General features: G+C 69.5%; 11 protein-coding genes. 3 read left to right on the forward strand and 8 right to left on the reverse strand.

Translation table 11 applies throughout. The features are described 5' to 3' along the window. Nucleotides 1-100: 100 nt before the first annotated feature. Nucleotides 101-1,111, reverse strand: coding sequence for a polyprenyl synthetase family protein (locus AB0O76_RS10485; protein WP_365487534.1), 1,011 nt, complete (start codon nt 1,109-1,111; stop codon nt 101-103). 280 nt (nt 1,112-1,391) lie between these two features. Between AB0O76_RS10485 and AB0O76_RS10490 the strand changes: the two genes are divergently transcribed. Further along, a complete protein-coding gene (locus AB0O76_RS10490; RefSeq protein WP_365487537.1) occupies nt 1,392-2,906 on the forward strand; it encodes a peptide MFS transporter in 1,515 nt (504 codons plus the stop codon). Between the two features lie 22 nt (nt 2,907-2,928). Then, nucleotides 2,929-4,917: a CocE/NonD family hydrolase gene (locus AB0O76_RS10495; protein WP_365487540.1), complete on the forward strand. Its 1,989-nt coding sequence runs from the start codon at nt 2,929-2,931 to the stop codon at nt 4,915-4,917. A 109-nt stretch (nt 4,918-5,026) separates the two neighbouring features. Here AB0O76_RS10495 and AB0O76_RS10500 read toward each other — a convergent pair whose 3' ends face one another. The 3 genes from AB0O76_RS10500 to AB0O76_RS10510 form a co-directional block, all read right to left on the reverse strand. After that, nucleotides 5,027-5,833 carry an HAD family hydrolase gene (locus tag AB0O76_RS10500; RefSeq protein ID WP_365487543.1) on the reverse strand — a complete coding sequence of 269 codons (807 nt, stop codon included), beginning with the start codon at nt 5,831-5,833 and terminating at the stop codon, nt 5,027-5,029. Nucleotides 5,834-6,068: 235 nt separating this feature from the next. Beyond that, entirely contained in the window at nt 6,069-7,271 is a 1,203-nt protein-coding gene (locus AB0O76_RS10505) for an FAD-dependent oxidoreductase (protein ID WP_365487546.1), read from the reverse strand. Between the two features lie 95 nt (nt 7,272-7,366). After that, nucleotides 7,367-8,608, reverse strand: a complete 1,242-nt coding sequence (locus AB0O76_RS10510) for an ATP-grasp domain-containing protein (protein WP_365488070.1) — start codon at nt 8,606-8,608, stop codon at nt 7,367-7,369. A gap of 208 nt (nt 8,609-8,816) precedes the next feature. Here AB0O76_RS10510 and fahA point away from each other — a divergent pair, with 208 nt between their 5' ends. Continuing rightward, complete coding sequence (fahA, locus tag AB0O76_RS10515) at nt 8,817-10,112, forward strand: fumarylacetoacetase (protein ID WP_365487549.1); 1,296 nt, start codon at nt 8,817-8,819, stop codon at nt 10,110-10,112. A gap of 89 nt (nt 10,113-10,201) precedes the next feature. Here fahA and recQ read toward each other — a convergent pair whose 3' ends face one another. The 4 genes from recQ to nuoL form a co-directional block, all read right to left on the reverse strand. After that, a complete protein-coding gene (recQ, locus tag AB0O76_RS10520; protein ID WP_365487552.1) occupies nt 10,202-12,145 on the reverse strand; it encodes a DNA helicase RecQ in 1,944 nt (647 codons plus the stop codon). 169 nt (nt 12,146-12,314) lie between these two features. Continuing rightward, entirely contained in the window at nt 12,315-13,979 is a 1,665-nt protein-coding gene (gene nuoN, locus AB0O76_RS10525; RefSeq protein ID WP_365487555.1) for an NADH-quinone oxidoreductase subunit NuoN, read from the reverse strand. After that, entirely contained in the window at nt 13,976-15,547 is a 1,572-nt protein-coding gene (locus AB0O76_RS10530; RefSeq protein WP_365487558.1) for an NADH-quinone oxidoreductase subunit M, read from the reverse strand. The genes nuoN and AB0O76_RS10530 overlap by 4 nt, the downstream gene beginning before the upstream one ends. 5 nt (nt 15,548-15,552) lie before the next feature. Next, entirely contained in the window at nt 15,553-17,448 is a 1,896-nt protein-coding gene (gene nuoL / locus AB0O76_RS10535) for an NADH-quinone oxidoreductase subunit L (RefSeq protein ID WP_365487561.1), read from the reverse strand. Nucleotides 17,449-17,453 lie beyond the last annotated feature (5 nt).

Raw genomic sequence — 17,453 nt, forward strand, 5'->3', positions numbered from 1 at the left:
ACTCAATCCAGTCTTGCCCAGATGGTGTGACCTGCATCACACCAACCCGCCGCGTCAGCGGTTACGCCGACCGGCGCGAAGGCACAGAGCACCACGGACCTCAGCCGGCCCGGTGCACCACGAGATCGCAGAGCTCGACGAGCGAGGTCTTCGCGTCGCAGTCCCGCAGCGGCGCGAGCGTGGCCCGTGCCTCCTCGGCGAACCGCACGGTGTCCTTGCGCGCCTGCTCCAGGGCCGGGTGGACACGCAGCCGCGCGAGCGCCTCGGCATGCCGGGCGTCGTCCGTCAGGTCGGAGTCGAGCAGCTCGCACAGGGCGATGTCCTCGGGAAGACCGAGCTTCGCCACCCGCTCGCGCAGCCGGAGCACCGGAAGGGTGGGGATGCCTTCACGGAGGTCCGTGCCCGGGGTCTTGCCGGACTCGTGCGAGTCCGATGCGATGTCCAGTACGTCGTCGGCGAGCTGGAAGGCGACGCCGAGCCGCTCGCCGTACTGCGTCAGGACGTCCACGACGGTCTCGTCGGCGCCCGACATCATGGCGCCGAAACGACACGCCACGGCGACCAGCGAGCCGGTCTTGCCGCCGAGCACGTCCAGGTAGTGGTCGACCGGGTCGCGGCCCTCGGTCGGCCCCGCGGTCTCCAGGATCTGGCCGGTGACCAGGCGTTCGAAGGCCTCGGCCTGGATGCGGACGGCGTCAGGACCGAGATCGGCCAGGATGTACGAGGCGCGGGCGAACAGGAAGTCGCCGGTCAGGACGGCCACCGAGTTGCCCCAGCGCTGGTTGGCGCTTTCGACGCCGCGGCGCACATCGGCCTCGTCCATCACGTCGTCGTGGTAGAGCGTCGCGAGGTGCGTCAACTCCACGACCACGGCGGAGGGCACGACGCCCGGCGCGTAGGGATCGCCGAACTGCGAGGCGAGCATCACGAGCAGCGGCCTGAACCGCTTGCCGCCCGCGCGCACCAGATGCTGTGCCGCCTCCGTGATGAAGGGGACCCCGCTTTTGGTGGCGTCGAGCAGACCTTCCTCGACGGCCGCCAATCCGGCCTGGACATCGGCTTCGAGAGCCTGGTCCCGCACGCTGAGGCCGAAGGGCCCGACGACGGTCACGAGGGGTTCTCCTGTCTGCTGACGATCACAAGTCGGTACTCGGTCGATCATCACTCGGTCGATCTTGGCGTGATGACGGGGGTCGATGACACGGTTTGTCGATGTGTCGCTGCCATCACTCAAGTCAGCGTATCCGGTCGCCTTTCGATCACAGTGGGCACCCGCCTGTGCAATGCCGCCCAGGCGGCGTGCGATCACCACCGGTATGTTCTTGATCAGCCAATACGACCCAGAAGCCCGCAACGCCCCAGTAACAACGGAACTACCGGGAGCACAGCCCTTGTCCCGCACCGAGGTCGCCGCCGAACCGCCCCCGGACCCCTCCACGGAGCCGCCGCCGGGCGACGACCACGCCTTCTTCGGCCAGCCGCGCGGTCTGCTCACGCTCTCCGGACTCGAGGTCTGGGAGCGCTTCTCGTTCCTCGGCATGCAGGCCATCCTCGTCCTCTACTTCGCGGACTCCGTCGGACACGACGGCATGGGCATGGATTCCGGAACCGCCGCGTCCGTATCGGCGGCGTACGGAACACTCGTCTATCTCGTGTCGGTCGCGGGCGGCTGGCTCGCCGACCGCATCCTCGGCTCGTACCGCGCGGTCCTGTGGGGCGGCATCCTCATCGCCTGCGGGCACTACTCGATGGCGGTGCCGACGGCGACGATGACCTGGGTCGGGCTCGGCCTGATCAGCGCGGGCACCGGACTGCTCAAGCCGAACGTCGCCTCCATGGTCGGCAAGCTCTACCGCACCGACGACGACCGCCGCGACGCCGGCTTCGCGCTCTACTACATGGCGATCAACGTGGGTGCCTTCGCGGGACCTCTGATCACCGGCTGGCTCGGCGACCACAGGGGCTGGCACTGGGGCTTCTCGGCGGCCGCGATCGGCATGACCTTCGGCCTCGTCCAGTACGTGTGGGGGCGGCGCCATCTCGCCGGGCGCAAGGCGTCCGCCGAATTCGCGCTGCCCCAGGAGGCGATGCGCCGGGCGGTGCTCCTGATCGTCGCGGGCATCGTCGCGGCGGCCGCCGTGGGCGGTCTGCTCGCCGCCGTCGGCTGGCTGACCATGGACCGCTTCGTCGACCTGCTCACCCTGATCTCGGTGATCGCGCCGGTCGTCTACTTCGCGGTCATGTTCCGCAGCCCGCGCGTGACGAGCGAGGAACGCGGCCGTCTCAAGCCGTACGTCGTGCTCTTCCTGGCGTCGGTCGTCTTCAACTTCATCCTCTTCCAGGCGTACTCGACGATGATCCTGCTCGCGTCGACGAACGCCGAGACCTCGATCCTCGGCTTCACCTTCCCCGCAAGCTGGTACGCCTCCGCGCTCGGCGCCTTCGAGGTCGGGCTCGCCCCGATCGTCGCCGCGGTCTGGGCCAAGATGGGCCACGGCCAGCCGCACGCCTCCAACAAGATCGCGTTCGGCGTGATCCTCGGCGGCCTCTCGTTCCTCCTGATGGTCCTGCCGACCTCGGGGCACTCCGACGACACGTACAAGATGGCCGTCTGGTGGATCGTCGGCTCGTATCTGCTGCTCGGCCTCGGCGACATCCTCGTGGAGACCTCGGGCATGTCGGCGACGACGAAGCTCGCACCGAAGGCCTTCGCCAGCCAGACCATGTCCCTCTGGTTCCTCTCGCTCGCCCTCGCCAACGGCATCCAGGCGCAGACCGTGAAGTTGTACGGAGAGGTCTCCAACCCGGCGTACTTCGGCGTCAACGGCGCCATCGCGGTGGCCGCCGGTGTCGCCGTCATCCTGCTCGCACCGTGGCTGCGCCGCACCATGCACCCCGTCCACTGAGCTGTCCCCTGAGGTTCCCGCCATGCAGATTCGCCAGTCCTTCCCGTACGAGACCACCCGCGAGGACGTCCAGGTACCCCTCCCGGACGGGACCAGGCTGTACGCGCGCATCTGGCGCCCGGTGACGGACGAATCCGTCCCCGCGCTCCTCGAATACCTCCCCTACCGCCTCAGCGACTGGACGGCGCCACGCGACTGGCAGCGCCACCCCTGGTACGCGGGCCACGGCTACGCCTCCGTGCGCGTGGACGTGCGGGGCCACGGCAACTCGGAGGGTATGCCGGGCGACGAGTACTCGGCGGTCGAGCTGGCCGACGGGGTCGCGGTCGTCAACTGGCTCGCCCAACAGCCGTGGTGCTCGGGCAAGGTCGGCATGTTCGGCATCTCCTGGGGCGGCTTCAACTCCCTCCAGATCGCGGCCCTCGCGCCCGAGCCGCTCAAGGCGGTCGTCACGGTCTGCTCGACGGACGACCGCTATGACAACGACGTGCACTACATGGGTGGTTCCGTCCTCGCGGTGGACATGCACGCATGGGCGGCGACGATGCTGGCGTTCGTGTCCCGCCCGCCGGACCCGCTGTTCGTCGGCACCGACTGGCGCGAGATGTGGCTGGCGCGTCTCGAAGCCGTGGACCCCTTCATCCATACCTGGCTCGACCACCAGACCCGCGACGACTACTGGCGGCACGGCAGCGTCTGCGAGAACTACTCGGCGATCAGCGCGGCGGTGCTCGCGGTGGGCGGCTTCCACGATCCCTACCGGGACACGGTCCTGCGCCTGGTCGAACATCTGCCGGGCGACGTACGGGGGTTGATCGGCCCGTGGTCGCACCAGTACCCGGACCGGGGCCTGCCGCCGGGCCCGGCGATCGGCTTCCTCCAGGAGACGCTGCGCTGGTGGGACCACCACCTGAAGGGCGTCGAGAATGACGTCATGGCGGAGCCGAAGCTCCGCTCCTGGATCAGCGATTCGCACCGGCCCGCGACGGTGCACGACGAGCTGCCGGGCGGCTGGGTCGGCGACCCCTCCTGGCCGTCCCCGAACGTCACCCCTGTGTCGTACGCCCTCCGGGGCAACCCCCTGATCGTGAACTCCCCGCAGCACACGGGCCTGGACGCGGGCCGCTTCTTCCCCTTCGGCAACGACGCCGACCTGCCGCCGGACCAGCGGGACGAGGACGCCAAGTCGGCGTGCTTCGAGTTCGAGGTGCCATCGGCGGTACGCATCCTCGGCCGGCCCCGGGTGACGCTGCGGCTCCGCATGGACGTGCCCTTCGGGCAGGCGATCGCCCGGGTCTGCGACGTGGCCCCGGACGGCTCGTCGACCCTGGTCACGCGCGGCGTCCTGAACCTGTCCGCCCGCCACGGACGCGACCGTGCGGACGCCTGGCCGCTGGGCGACACCGAAGACGTGACATTCGACCTGAACGCCATCGGGTACGCGTTCCCGCCGGGGCACCGGATCCGGCTCGCGGTGTCATCGGCGTACTGGCCGTGGATCTGGCCGCAGGCCGACTCGGCGGGCTTCGTCCTCGACCCGGCGGGCAGCTCCCTGGAACTGCCGTTCAGGGACGGTGACTTGGACCCGGAGATCACCTTCGCCCCGCCCGAGCACTCCCAGCCGCTGGAGGTCGTGTACCCGGCGACGCTCGACGAGCAGCGCCCCGAGCGTCTGGTCGTACGCGATGTGGCGAAGGGCGAATGGCGCCTGGCGGTCGACCCGCGCTACGGCGGCACGCGGGTCTACCCGGACGGCCTCGAGTTCACCGAGGACGCGCTGGAGACGTACACGATCAACGAGTCCGACCCTCTCTCCGCCCGCACCCGCTCCGACTGGACGATCCGCCTGCACCGCCCCGAACTGGCCTGGGACGTACGGGTGGAGTCGCGCTCCGAGATCACCTGTGACGCGGCGGACTTCATCACGTCGAACGAGGTGGTGTGCAAGGACGGTGGGGAAGTGGTGTTCCACCGGACGTGGGAGAAGCGGATTCCGCGGACGGCGGGGTGAGTTGCGCCCCCGTAAAGGGTTGCGCCCCGTAAGGGGCGCGGGGAACTGCGCGACCAGCCCCCACCGGCCCGCGGGTTCACCACCGCACTCCCCGCGGAGCGCTAAGCGCTCAGCCGAGCAGGCGCTCAAGCACCGCAGCCACCCCGTCCTCCTCGTTCGACGAAGTCACCTCATCGGCAGCCGACTTGAGGTCGGGATGCGCGTTGGCCATGGCGACGCCGCGGGCCGCCCACACGAACATCGGCACGTCGTTGGGCATGTCACCGAAGGCGATGGTGTCCGCGGAGGTCATCCCGAGCCGCTCGGCGGCGAGCGCGAGCCCGGTCGCCTTGGTCACCCCGCGCGGCTGGAGCTCGACCGTGCCGGGCCCGGACATGGTGACGGTGGCGAGTGACCCGACGGCGTCACGCGCCACGGCGGCCAACTCGTCGTCGGTCAGCTCGGGATGGCGCAGCAGCACCTTGCTGATCGGCTCGGCCCAGAGCGCGTCCCGCCGCCGCACCCGCACGGCCGGCAGCGTGGGGTGCGGCATCAGATACCCCGGCTCGATGAGCGTGAGCCCGTCCACGCCATCCTGGTCGACGGCGGCGTAGACCTGCCCGACCTCGGCCTCGATCTTGCCGAGCGCGGCCTCGGCGAGCTCCCGGTCCAGGGTCACCGACCACACCATCCGGTCGGACTCCGCGTCGTACAACTGCGCGCCCTGCCCGCAGACGGCGAGACCGCCGCCGCCCAGATCGTCAAGGAGCGGCTTCACGCGCGGCGCGGGCCGCCCGGTCACCACCAGGTGCCGCACCCCGGCGGCGACCGTCGCCGCCAGTGCGGCCCGCGACCGGTCGGAGATGGTGTCGTCGCCGCGCAGCAGCGTTCCGTCCAGGTCAGTGGCGATAAGTGAATATGCGAGGGGTGCGGCCATGATCCAGAGAATACGGATCCACGGCGATGCTGAAAGCAACGTGACAGGAGCTGTGACGGGAGCAGTGCGCCGGTCGCACAACCGGCGCTCCGAGGATTCACCGGGACGTGTCGCTCCGCACGGATCGGGGGCGTACGCCGGGGGTGAGCGACGGGCGCCGAATCCGCCTGATTCCCCGCCGCCTTACCGCTAGTTGACCGTCACGCGCCGCCCTTTCGCCCACCTCGCCCACCCCTCAGCCGTGCGCCGCCGCGAGATGCCGGGCAAGGCGCGGCGACGCGAACTCCGTCCCGCACACGAACCGCATCACCGGTCCGTACGAGGCCGCCGCCGGAAGTCCCGTGAAGTACAGGCCGGGGACCGAAGAGACGTACCCGGCGCCGAGCTTCGGCGTACCTCGGCTGACCGCGAGGCGGGCGCGGAGGGCGTGGCCCAGGAAGTCCATCGCGGCGATGTCGACCCGGTAGCCCGTCGCCGCTATGACGTGGTCCGCGGAGAGTTCACGGATGCGGCCGCCCAGCGTCTCGACCCGCAGGACCGGGCTGCCGTCGCGGACGTCCGCCGACGCGATGCGGCGGACCTCGCGCGTCTCGACCTTGCCCTCGAAGCGGTCACGCAGCCACCACGCGCCCAGCGGTCCGAGGATGCGGCGGACCAGGAAGTGGCGGGCCTGCGGGGGCAGATAGCGGTAGGGGTGCGGGTAGTAGCTGATCGCGTAGAGCGACCAGGCGCGGCCGAACGGCGACTCGGGGCGCATCCTGGGCTGCTCCCACGGCGGCGCCCCGAAGCCCACGGACCCCTTGCCGCGCGCCACCACCCGTACGTTCGCGCCCGCTTCGGCGGCGAGCGCGGCCGTCTCCAGGGCGGACTGCCCGGCGCCGACCACGATCAGGTCGCGCCCGGCGAACCGCGACAGGTCGTGGTGCTGCGAGCTGTGCGAGACGGGCCCTGTGGGGGTCGGTCCGTCCGGTACGGCCGCGGCCAGCTCGGGTGGCAGCTGCGCCAGACCCGAGAGCCCGGTCGCGACGACGACCGCGCGGGCCGTGAACTGCTCGCCGGAGTCCAGCTTCAGGTCGAAGCCCGCCGTGCCCTTGCGGTCGACCGACACCACCCGCACCTGTTCGAGTTCGGGCACGAGCTTCTGCTTGAACCACTCCCCGTAGGCCACGAAGGTCTCTACGGGGATGATGTCCTCGTCCGTGACCAGGCGCGGTATCCCCGCCGCGTCGCAGTAGTCGACCAGCTTGTGGCCACGCTGCGGCGCGTCGATGTTCGACGCCACGGGTGTCGACTTCAGGAGCATCCCCGCGGGCATATGGGCGCGCCAACTCACCATGGGCTCGCCGAAGATCCGCATCGGGATGCCGCGCGCCCTCAGATGGGCCGCGGTGGACAGGCCGAACGGGCCCGCCCCGATGACTGCTACTGGCTGGATCACGAAGTCCCTCCCCAGGACGTCACTTGTTGCGTGTGCCTACTTCGTGTGGTGCTGGATTCAGTTGTGCTCACGCCGAGGCATTGCGGCGCCTCGGCTCAACTCGTCGTACTCCCCCGCCGGTTCGTCCGCCAGAGCTGGTACAGATGCTTGGCCCCCGGCCGTACGAACCTCGCGAGCATCGTGAAGAACGGCTTCATGTCGTCCGCCGCGAGCCATGCCAGTTCCGTGCCGCTCGCGTGGGTGGGCGCGTGCGGCGTCGTATATCCGCTGCGGCGGTAGGCGAGGAGCGCGGGCAGGTCGATGTTCTCCACGACGTACCGATGACCGGCGCGCTGTTCCCCCTCCGGGACCGGGCGGCCTGTCAGGTGCAGATGCATCGCACGGACGACGTCGATCCCGGACTCGCTCTCGAAGAGCCGGAACTGGGCGCCCATGCGCGGGTTGAAGTCGAGCAGTTTGTACTGACCGTCGCGCCGGTCGAAGCGCAGGTCGAGGTCGATGATTCCGGTGAAGCCGATCTGCTTGATGAAACGTGCGGCGAGGTCCGCGAGTTCCGGATTGTCGACGACGTACGCATTCGCCGTCATCCCCGCGTGCGGCGGCCAGGAGCGCACCTTGACGCCCGTGAACATCGCGAGCGGCGTCGAGTCCACGTCGAAGTACGCGTGCACGATCCAGTCCTCGGCCTGCTCACGGGGCAGATACTCCTGGAGGATCACACCGGGGCGCCCGCCCCAGTCACGGGCCAGACTGAGCAGGCCCCCCGGGGTCTCTATACGCGTCGTCCCGTTCACGGCGGGCCTTGTGCGGCGGGTGAACGCCTCCCGGTTCTTGGCGACCACCGGGAAGACCGCCGTGGCGGCGAACTCCTTGATGTCCCCGATGCTTTCGGGGAAGGCCGCCGCGGGCGACGCGATGCCGTGCTCCACGCACAGCTCGTGCAGGCCCTGCTTGCTGGCGAGTCGGCGGGGCAACTCCGGCTCCACGCGCGGAAACAGGAACCCCGCGTCACCGAGCGGCTTCTGGTGCTCGGCGATGAGGACGGCCGCCTCCTCGTCGGTCGGGATCAGGACCGTGGGCCTGCCGATCCGGCGGGCGACGCGCAGCAGCCCCTCGACGAGCCGCTCCGGTTCCTCCGCCCCCGTGGTCGGCCACGGGAAGGCCCCGGTGAGATGGCGTGAGACAGCCGCGGGCGTGTAACGGTCCTCCGTGATCGCATACATGGGCACGCCGAGACGCCCCAGGCTGCGGATCGCGCCGACGCCTCCGTGGTGCAGCGGATAGTTGCCGAACTTCACGATCAGACCGGGCACTTCCCGGTCCGCCGCCACGGGCACGCTGTCGTTCGTCCTGGCCACGGGTCCCCCCACGTGTCCCTCCGTCTGACCCGGACCCACCCCGTCCGCGTCCCCCAAAGGACGCTAAGCCGGAATTGACCACTCCAGCAAGGCTTATTCGGACATTGCGAACTCTTTAGGCACTGCCCGAACCGGGGACTTCCCACGTAACGTGTGGCACACCCAATGGAAAGCGAGGCAGGTACGCATGTCCGAGCAGACCCCGCTCGAGCCGGCCGGGAGCGACCCTTCCGTGCGCTCCGAGGGCGGCGACCCCTTCGCCCTCTCGGAGAGCGACCCCTTCGGGCCGCACAATCTCCCGTACGGCGTGTTCTCCCCGGCCGCGGCCACGGGCGATACCGAGCGCCGGGTCGGTGTCCGACTCGGCGACCATGTCCTCGACGCGGGCGCCGCGGCCGCCGCGCTCGGTTCGCCCTATGTCTCGCTGCTCGCACGGCCCACGCTGAACCCGCTGCTCGCCGCGGGCCGCACCGCCTGGTCCGACGTCCGGCGCGCGATCACGGCGTGGGTGACGATTCCGGCCCACCGCGAGGTGGTCCGCCCGCTGCTTCACCCGCTGTCCGACGTGACGCTGCACCTCCCCTTCGAGGTCGCGGACTATGTGGACTTCTACGCCTCCGAGCACCACGCGACGCACCTGGGCAAGATCTTCCGCCCGGATTCGCCGACACCACTGACCCCCAACTGGAAGCACCTGCCCATCGGTTACCACGGCCGGTCCGGCACCGTTGTGGTCTCCGGGACGGAGGTGGTACGTCCGACGGGGCAGCGCAAGACGCCCGCCGACACGGCACCCGTCTTCGGCCCCTCGGTCCGGCTCGACATCGAGGCGGAGGTCGGCTTCGTCGTCGGTACGCCGTCGGACTTCGGCACGCCGGTGCCGCTCGCGGACTTCCGTGAGCATGTGTTCGGCCTCACGCTCCTCAACGACTGGTCGGCACGCGACATCCAGGCCTGGGAGTACGTCCCGCTCGGTCCGTTCCTCGGCAAGTCCTTCTGCACCTCCGTCTCGGCGTGGATCACCCCGCTGGAGGCGCTGGACGCGGCGCGCGTCACCCCGCCCGAGCGGACGCACGAACTCCTCCCCTATCTGGACGACTCGGCCGAGTCCGCCGCGGACGAGCCGGGCGGCTACGACCTGCGGATCACCGTGACCCTGAACGGCCACGTCATCTCCGAGCCGCCGTTCTCCACCGTCTACTGGACGGCCGCCCAGCAGCTGGCCCACATGACGGTGAACGGCGCGTCCCTGCGCACCGGTGACCTCTACGGCTCGGGCACCGTCTCCGGCCCCTCGGAGGGGCAGTACGGCTCCCTCATCGAGATCACCTGGAACGGCCGCGATCCTCTTGTCCTTGCGGACGGCAAGCGGACGTTCCTTGAGGACGGTGACGAGGTGACGCTCTCCGCGTGGGCCCCCGGGCCGGACGGGACCCGGGTGGGCCTCGGGAAGGTCACGGGCAAGATCACCGCCGCTCGCTGAGCGCCCCGAAGGGGCGCGGGGAACTGCGCGACCAGCCACGACGCACCCGCAGACGGCAATTAGGGGCCGGGGGTGAACTCACCCCCGGCTCAGAAGTCGTCCGGCGGCTCCGGCCACTCCTCCTCCGGGGGTTCCGGGGCCTGTGGGGCCGACGCGGGCCCCGCCGAACCGTCCAGCTCCGCAAGGACCCCCAGTACGCCCTCCCCGTACGTAGCCAACTTCTTCTCACCGAGGCCGCTCACTCCCCCCAGCTCCGCGAGGGACGACGGCCGCAAGGACGCGATCTCCCGCAGCGTCGCGTCATGGAAGATCACGTACGCAGGAACACCCTGCTCCTTGGCCTGCGCACCGCGCCACGCCCGCAGCGCCTCGAACACCGGCACCGCTTCCTGAGGCAGCTCGGCCACGGCGGCTGCCGTCTTCGCCTTCCGCTCGCCCTTTGTGGCCCGGGCGGTGGCCGCGCGCTTCGGCTCCTTGCGCAACCGCACCTCCCGCTCCCGGCCGAGGACTGTTCCGCTCTCCTCGGTCAGGACCAGCGTCCCGTACTCCCCCTCGACGGCGATCAGCCCCTGCGCGAGCAACTGCCGCACCACGCCCCGCCATTCGGCCTCCGCGAGCTCCTCGCCGATACCGAAGACCGAGAGCTGGTCGTGGTCGAACTGGATGACCTTGGCGGTCTTCTTGCCGAGCAGGATGTCGATGATCTGGCCCGCGCCGAACTTCTGCCCGCGCTCACGCTGGAGCCGCACGACCGTCGACAGGACCTTCTGCGCGGCCACCGTGCCGTCCCAGGTCTCCGGAGGCGTGAGGCACGTGTCGCAGTTGCCGCAGGACTGGCCGTCCGCGTCCTGGCCGAAGTAGGTGAGGAGCTGACCCCGGCGGCACTGCGCGGTCTCGCACAGGGCCAGCATCGAGTCCAGGTGCGAGGCAGCCCGGCGGCGGAACGCCTCGTCGCCCTCGCCGCCCTGGATCAGCTTCCGCTGCTGGACGACGTCCTGCAGGCCGTACGCCATCCAGGCCGTGGAGGGCAGTCCGTCACGTCCCGCACGGCCCGTTTCCTGGTAGTAGCCCTCGACCGACTTCGGCAGGTCGAGGTGGGCGACAAACCGGACGTCCGGCTTGTCGATGCCCATGCCGAAGGCGATCGTGGCGCAGACGACCAGGCCCTCCTCGCGCAGGAAGCGGGACTGGTGGGCGGCGCGCGTCCCGCCGTCAAGGCCCGCGTGGTACGGCACGGCCTCGATGCCGTTCTTGCACAGGAACTCGGCGGTCTTCTCGACCGAGTTGCGCGACAGGCAGTAGACGATGCCCGCGTCCCCCGCATGCTCCTCCTTCAGGAAGGACAGGAGCTGCTTCTTCGGCTCGGCCTTCGGCACGATGCGGTACTGGATGTTGGGCCGGTCGAAGCTCGCCACGAAATGCTTGGCATTCGGCATGCCGAGCCGCTCGGTGATCTCCCGGTGGGTGGCGTGCGTCGCCGTCGCCGTCAGGGCGATGCGCGGCACGTCGGGCCAGCGCTCCCCGAGGAGGGACAGGGCCAGATAGTCGGGGCGGAAATCGTGGCCCCACTGCGCGACACAGTGCGCCTCGTCGATCGCGAAGACGGAGATCTTGGCGCGGGAGAGCAGATCGAGGGTCGACTCCAGGCGCAGCCGCTCCGGCGCCAGATACAGCACGTCGAGCTCCCCCGCGAGGAACTCGGCCTCCATGACGCGCCGCTCGTCGAAGTCCTGCGTGGAGTTGATGAACCCCGCCCGCACGCCGAGCGCCCGCAGCGCGTCCACCTGGTCCTGCATGAGCGCGATGAGGGGCGAGACCACCACGCCCGTGCCGGATCTGACCAGGGCCGGGATCTGATAGCAGAGCGACTTGCCGCCACCGGTGGGCATCAGCACGACGGAGTCCCCGCCCGCGATCACATGCTCGATGATCGCTTCCTGCTCGCCGCGGAACGCGTCGTACCCGAAGACGCGGTGCAGCGTCCTCAGCGCGTCACTGTCCGCCACCGCGCTCGGTACGGTCACCTCGCTCATGCCATTGATCCCATCCATCGCCCTGCCCCCGTACGTCGCGCTTCGACCACTGCCTCAACGATAGGGCTCAGGACCGACAGCTCTGGGAGTGTTATCCACAGGCCGCCGCCCGGCACCCCTGTCGGACGGGGTGCCGGGCGGCGGCGAGTAGAACAGGTGGGCTACGGGGCTACCGGACGAAGACGCTCGCCTGGTTCGCCAGATCGAGGAAGTACTGCGGGGCCACGCCCAGGACCAGCGTCACCGCGACGCCCACACCGATCGCCGTCATCGTCAGCGGCGAGGGCACGGCGACGGTCGGTCCTTCCGCCTTCGGCTCGCTGAAGAACATGAGCACGATCACACGGATGTAGAAGAACGCGGCGATCGCGGACGAGATCACACCGACCACGACCAGCGCGCCCGCGCCGCCCTCGGCCGCCGCCTTGAAGACCGCGAACTTCCCGGAGAACCCGGAGGTCAGCGGGATACCGGCGAAGGCGAGCAGGAAGACGGCGAAGACCGCGGCGACCAGCGGCGACCTGCGGCCGAGCCCCGCCCACTTCGACAGGTGCGTGGCCTCGCCGCCCGCGTCCCGCACCAGCGTGACCACGGCGAACGCGCCGATCGTCACGAAGGAGTAGGCCCCCAGGTAGAAGAGGACCGACGAGATGCCGTCCGGGGTCATGGCGATGACGCCGGCGAGGATGAAGCCCGCGTGCGCGATCGACGAGTACGCGAGCAGCCGCTTGATGTCGGTCTGGGTGATCGCGACGATCGCGCCGGCCAGCATCGTGAGGATCACGACGCCCCACATCACGGGCCGCCAGTCCCAGCGCAGGCCCGGCAGGACCACGTAGAGCAGCCGGAGCAGCGCGCCGAAGGCGGCCACCTTCGTCGCCGCCGCCATGAAGCCGGTCACCGGGGTCGGAGCGCCCTGGTAGACGTCCGGGGTCCACATGTGGAACGGCACCGCGCCGACCTTGAAGAGCAGACCCATGACGATCATCGCGGCGCCGATCAGGAGCAGCGCGTCGTTGCCCATGGTGTCGGCGAGCGCCGGGTTGACCGTCTCGATGCTGCCGTCGACGACCTTCGCGATCGTGCCGTACGACACCGAGCCCGCGTACCCGTAGAGCAGCGCGATCCCGAAGAGCATGAAGGCGGAGGAGAAGGCGCCGAGCAGGAAGTACTTGACGGCGGCTTCCTGCGACATCAGGCGCTTGCGGCGGGCGAGCGCGCACAGCAGGTAGAGCGGCAGTGAGAAGACCTCAAGGGCGATGAAGAGCGTCAGGAGGTCGTTCGCCGACGGGAAGACGAGCATCCCGCCGATCGCGAAGAGCGCCAGCGGGAACACCTCGGTTGTGGTGAACCCGGCCTTCGTGGCGGCCTTTTCGCCCTCGCTGCCCGGCACGGCGCCGGCCTGCGCGACGAACGAGTCGACGCGGTTGCCGTGCGCCAGCGGGTCGAGCCGCCGCTCGGCGAAGGTGAAGATCGCGACGAGCCCCGCGAGGAGGATCGTGCCCTGCAGGAAGAGCGCGGGTCCGTCGACGGCGATGGCGCCCATCGCGGCGATGTGCGCCTTTGTCGTGCCGTATCCGGTGGCAGCGAGCCCGACGACCGCGGCGAAGGCCGCGGTGATGGCGACCACGGCCACGAACACCTGGACGTAGTAGCGGGACTTACGCGGTACGAAGGCCTCGATGAGGATCCCGAGGACCGCCGCGCCGATGACGATCAACGTCGGTGACAGCTGCGCGTACTCGATCGTGGGAGTGTCGATCTTGTCGATCGTGTCCTGGGGCGCCGCGGCCGACGCCATTGTCCACAGGCTGTGGACAGCCGATGCGCTCACTTGGCCGCCTCCACGTCGGGCTTCGGGTCCTTCTGCTGTACGTCGGACATGGTGTGCTTGACCGCCGGGTTCACCAGCTCGGTGAGCGGCTTCGGGTAGACGCCGAGGCCGATCAGGAGCGCGATCAGCGGGGCGACGACGACCAGTTCCCGCACCCGCAGGTCGGGCATGGCCGAGACCTCCGGCTTCACGGGGCCCGTCATCGTCCGCTGGTACAGGACGAGGGTGTAGAGCGCGGCGAGCACGATGCCGAAGGTCGCGATGATCCCGGCCACCGGATAGCGCGCGAACGCGCCGACCAGAACCAGGAACTCACTCACGAACGGGGCGAGCCCCGGCAGCGAGAGCGTCGCGAGACCGCCGATCAGGAAGGTGCCCGCGAGCACCGGTGCGACCTTCTGCACGCCTCCGTAGTCCGCGATGAGCCGCGAACCGCGCCGCGAGATCAGGAAGCCGGCCACCAGCATCAGCGCGGCGGTCGAGATGCCGTGGTTGACCATGTAGAGCGTCGCGCCGGACTGGCCCTGCGAGGTCATCGCGAAGATGCCGAGAATGATGAACCCGAAGTGCGAGATCGACGCGTACGCCACAAGCCGCTTGATGTCGCGCTGGCCGACGGCAAGCAGCGCGCCGTAGACGATGCTGATCAACGCGAGTACGACGATGACCGGCGTCGCCCACTTGCTCGCCTCGGGGAAGAGCCCGAGGCAGAACCGCAGCATCGCGAACGTGCCGACCTTGTCGACAACGGCCGTGATCAGTACGGCGACCGGGGCCGTGGCCTCGCCCATCGCGTTCGGCAGCCACGTGTGCAGCGGCCACAGCGGCGCCTTCACCGCGAAGGCGAAGAAGAAGCCGAGGAAGAGCAGCCGCTCCGTGTTGGTCGCCATGTCGAGCGTGCCGTTGGCCCGCGCCTCGGCGATCTCCTGGAGCGAGAAGTTCCCCGCCACCACGTAGAGCCCGATCACGGCGGCCAGCATGATGAGGCCGCCGACCAGGTTGTAGAGGAGGAACTTCACGGCCGCGTACGAGCGTTGCGCCGATGCCTTCTCGTCGCTGCCCGCGTGGGCACGGTCTCCGAAGCCGCCGATGAGGAAGTACATCGGGATGAGCATGGCTTCGAAGAAGATGTAGAAGAGGAAGACGTCGGTGGCCTCGAAGGAGATGATCACCATCGCCTCGACGGCGAGGATCAGGGCGAAGAAGCCCTGAGTCGGCCGCCAGCGCGAGGACTTCGTCTCCAGGGGATCGGCGTCGTGCCAGCCGGCCAGGATGATGAAGGGGATCAGGAGCGCGGTGAGCGCGATGAGCGCGACACCGATGCCGTCCACTCCGAGTTCGTACCGCACCCCGAAGTCCGCGATCCAGGACCGGGATTCGGTGAGTTGATAGCGGTCCCCGTCCGGGTCGAACCGCACGAGCACGGTCACGGCGAGCGCGAGCGTCGCGAGCGAGACGAGCAGCGCGAGCCACTTGGCGGCGGACCGCCGGGCGGCCGGGACGGCTGCCGTGGCGATCGCGCCGACCGCGGGCAGGGCCGCCGTCGCTGTCAGCAGAGGAAAGGACATCGGTATCAGACCGCCCTCATCAGCAGGGTCGCGGCGATGAGTACCGCAGCGCCGCCGAACATCGAGACCGCGTAGGAGCGGGCGTAGCCGTTCTGCATCTTGCGCAGCCGCCCGGAGAGCCCGCCGACCGAGGCCGCCGTGCCGTTGACGACTCCGTCGACCAGGGTGTGGTCGACGTACACCAGCGAGCGCGTGAGGTGCTCGCCGCCGCGCACCAGGACGACGTGGTTGAAGTCGTCCTGGAGGAGATCGCGGCGGGCCGCCCTGACGAGCAGCGAACCGCGCGGGGCGGTGACCGGGACCGGCCGGCGCCCGTACTGGACGTAGGCGAGGGCCACGCCGATGACCAGGACGACCATCGTGGCGCCCGTGACCGTGGCGGCGCTGAGCGGCGAGTGGCCGTGGTCGTGGTGGGTGACCGGCTCGAGCCAGTGCATGAAGCGGTCGCCGACGCTGAAGAGCCCGCCTGCGAAGACCGACCCGAAGGCCAGCAGGATCATCGGGATCGTCATCGACTTGGGCGACTCGTGCGGGTGCGGCTCGTTGCCTTCCGCGTCGGGCTGCCAGCGCTTCTCTCCGAAGAAGGTCAGCAGCATCACGCGCGTCATGTAGTACGCGGTGATGGCCGCGCCCAGGAGCGCCACCGAGCCGAGGATCCAGCCCTCCGTGCCGCCCTTGGCGAACGCCGCCTCGATGATCTTGTCCTTGGAGAAGAAGCCGGACAGACCGGGGAAGCCGATGATCGCGAGATAGCCGAGGCCGAAGGTCACGAAGGTGACCGGCATGTACTTCCTGAGGCCGCCGTACTTCCTCATGTCGACCTCGTCGTTCATGCCGTGCATGACCGAACCGGCGCCGAGGAAGAGCCCGGCCTTGAAGAAGCCGTGCGTCACCAGGTGCATGATCGCGAAGACGTAGCCGATGGGGCCGAGACCCGCGGCCAGGATCATGTAGCCGATCTGGGACATCGTCGACCCGGCGAGGGCCTTCTTGATGTCGTCCTTCGCGCAACCGACGATCGCACCGAAGAGGAGCGTGACCGCGCCCACGACGGTGACGGCGAGCTGGGCGTCCGGAGCGGCGTTGAAGATCTCTCCGGAGCGGACGATCAAGTACACGCCCGCGGTCACCATCGTCGCCGCGTGGATCAGGGCCGAGACCGGGGTCGGGCCCTCCATCGCGTCGCCGAGCCAGGACTGCAGCGGCACTTGGGCGGACTTGCCGCACGCGGCGAGCAGCAGCATCAGGCCGATGGCGGTGAGCTTGCCCTCCGACGTCTCACCCGTGGCCTCCAGGACAGGACCGAAGGCGAACGTCCCGAAGGTGGTGAACATCAGCATGATGGCGATCGACAGGCCCATGTCGCCGACCCGGTTGACCAGGAAGGCCTTCTTGGCGGCGGTGGCCGCGCTGGGCTTGTGCTGCCAGAAGCCGATCAGGAGGTACGAGGCGAGGCCCACGCCCTCCCATCCGACGTACAGGAGCAGGTAGTTGTCGGCGAGGACCAGGAGGAGCATCGCCGCGAGGAACAGGTTCAGATAGCCGAAGAAGCGGCGGCGCCGCTCGTCGTGCTCCATGTACCCGATGGAGTAGATGTGGATCAGCGTGCCCACACCGGTGATCAGCAGGACGAACGTCATCGACAGCTGGTCGAGCTGGAAGGCGACGTCCGCCTGGAAGCCCTCCACGGGGATCCAGCTGAACAGGTGCTGCGACAGGGAGCGCTCCTCGGCGCCCTTGCCCAGCATGTCGGTGAAGAGCAGCACGCCGACGACGAAGGAGGCGGCCGCGAGCAGCGTGCCGAGCCAGTGGCCCACACGGTCCAACCGCCGCCCGCCGCACAGCAGTACGGCCGCTCCGAGCAGAGGCGCCGCTACCAGCAGCGCGATCAGGTTCTCCACTTTTC

The organism is Streptomyces sp. NPDC086554 (assembly GCF_040686095.1).
GTDB lineage: Bacteria > Actinomycetota > Actinomycetes > Streptomycetales > Streptomycetaceae > Streptomyces.

Excerpts from the sequence above, each read along its gene's own strand:
- AB0O76_RS10495 (WP_365487540.1), top strand. The coding sequence starts at position 2,929 with ATGCAGATTCGCCAGTCCTTCCCGTACGAGACCACCCGCGAGGACGTC.
- AB0O76_RS10530 (WP_365487558.1), bottom strand. The coding sequence starts at position 15,547 with ATGTCCTTTCCTCTGCTGACAGCGACGGCGGCCCTGCCCGCGGTCGGC.
- fahA (WP_365487549.1), top strand. The coding sequence starts at position 8,817 with ATGTCCGAGCAGACCCCGCTCGAGCCGGCCGGGAGCGACCCTTCCGTG.
- recQ (WP_365487552.1), bottom strand. The coding sequence starts at position 12,145 with ATGAGCGAGGTGACCGTACCGAGCGCGGTGGCGGACAGTGACGCGCTG.
- AB0O76_RS10500 (WP_365487543.1), bottom strand. The coding sequence starts at position 5,833 with ATGGCCGCACCCCTCGCATATTCACTTATCGCCACTGACCTGGACGGA.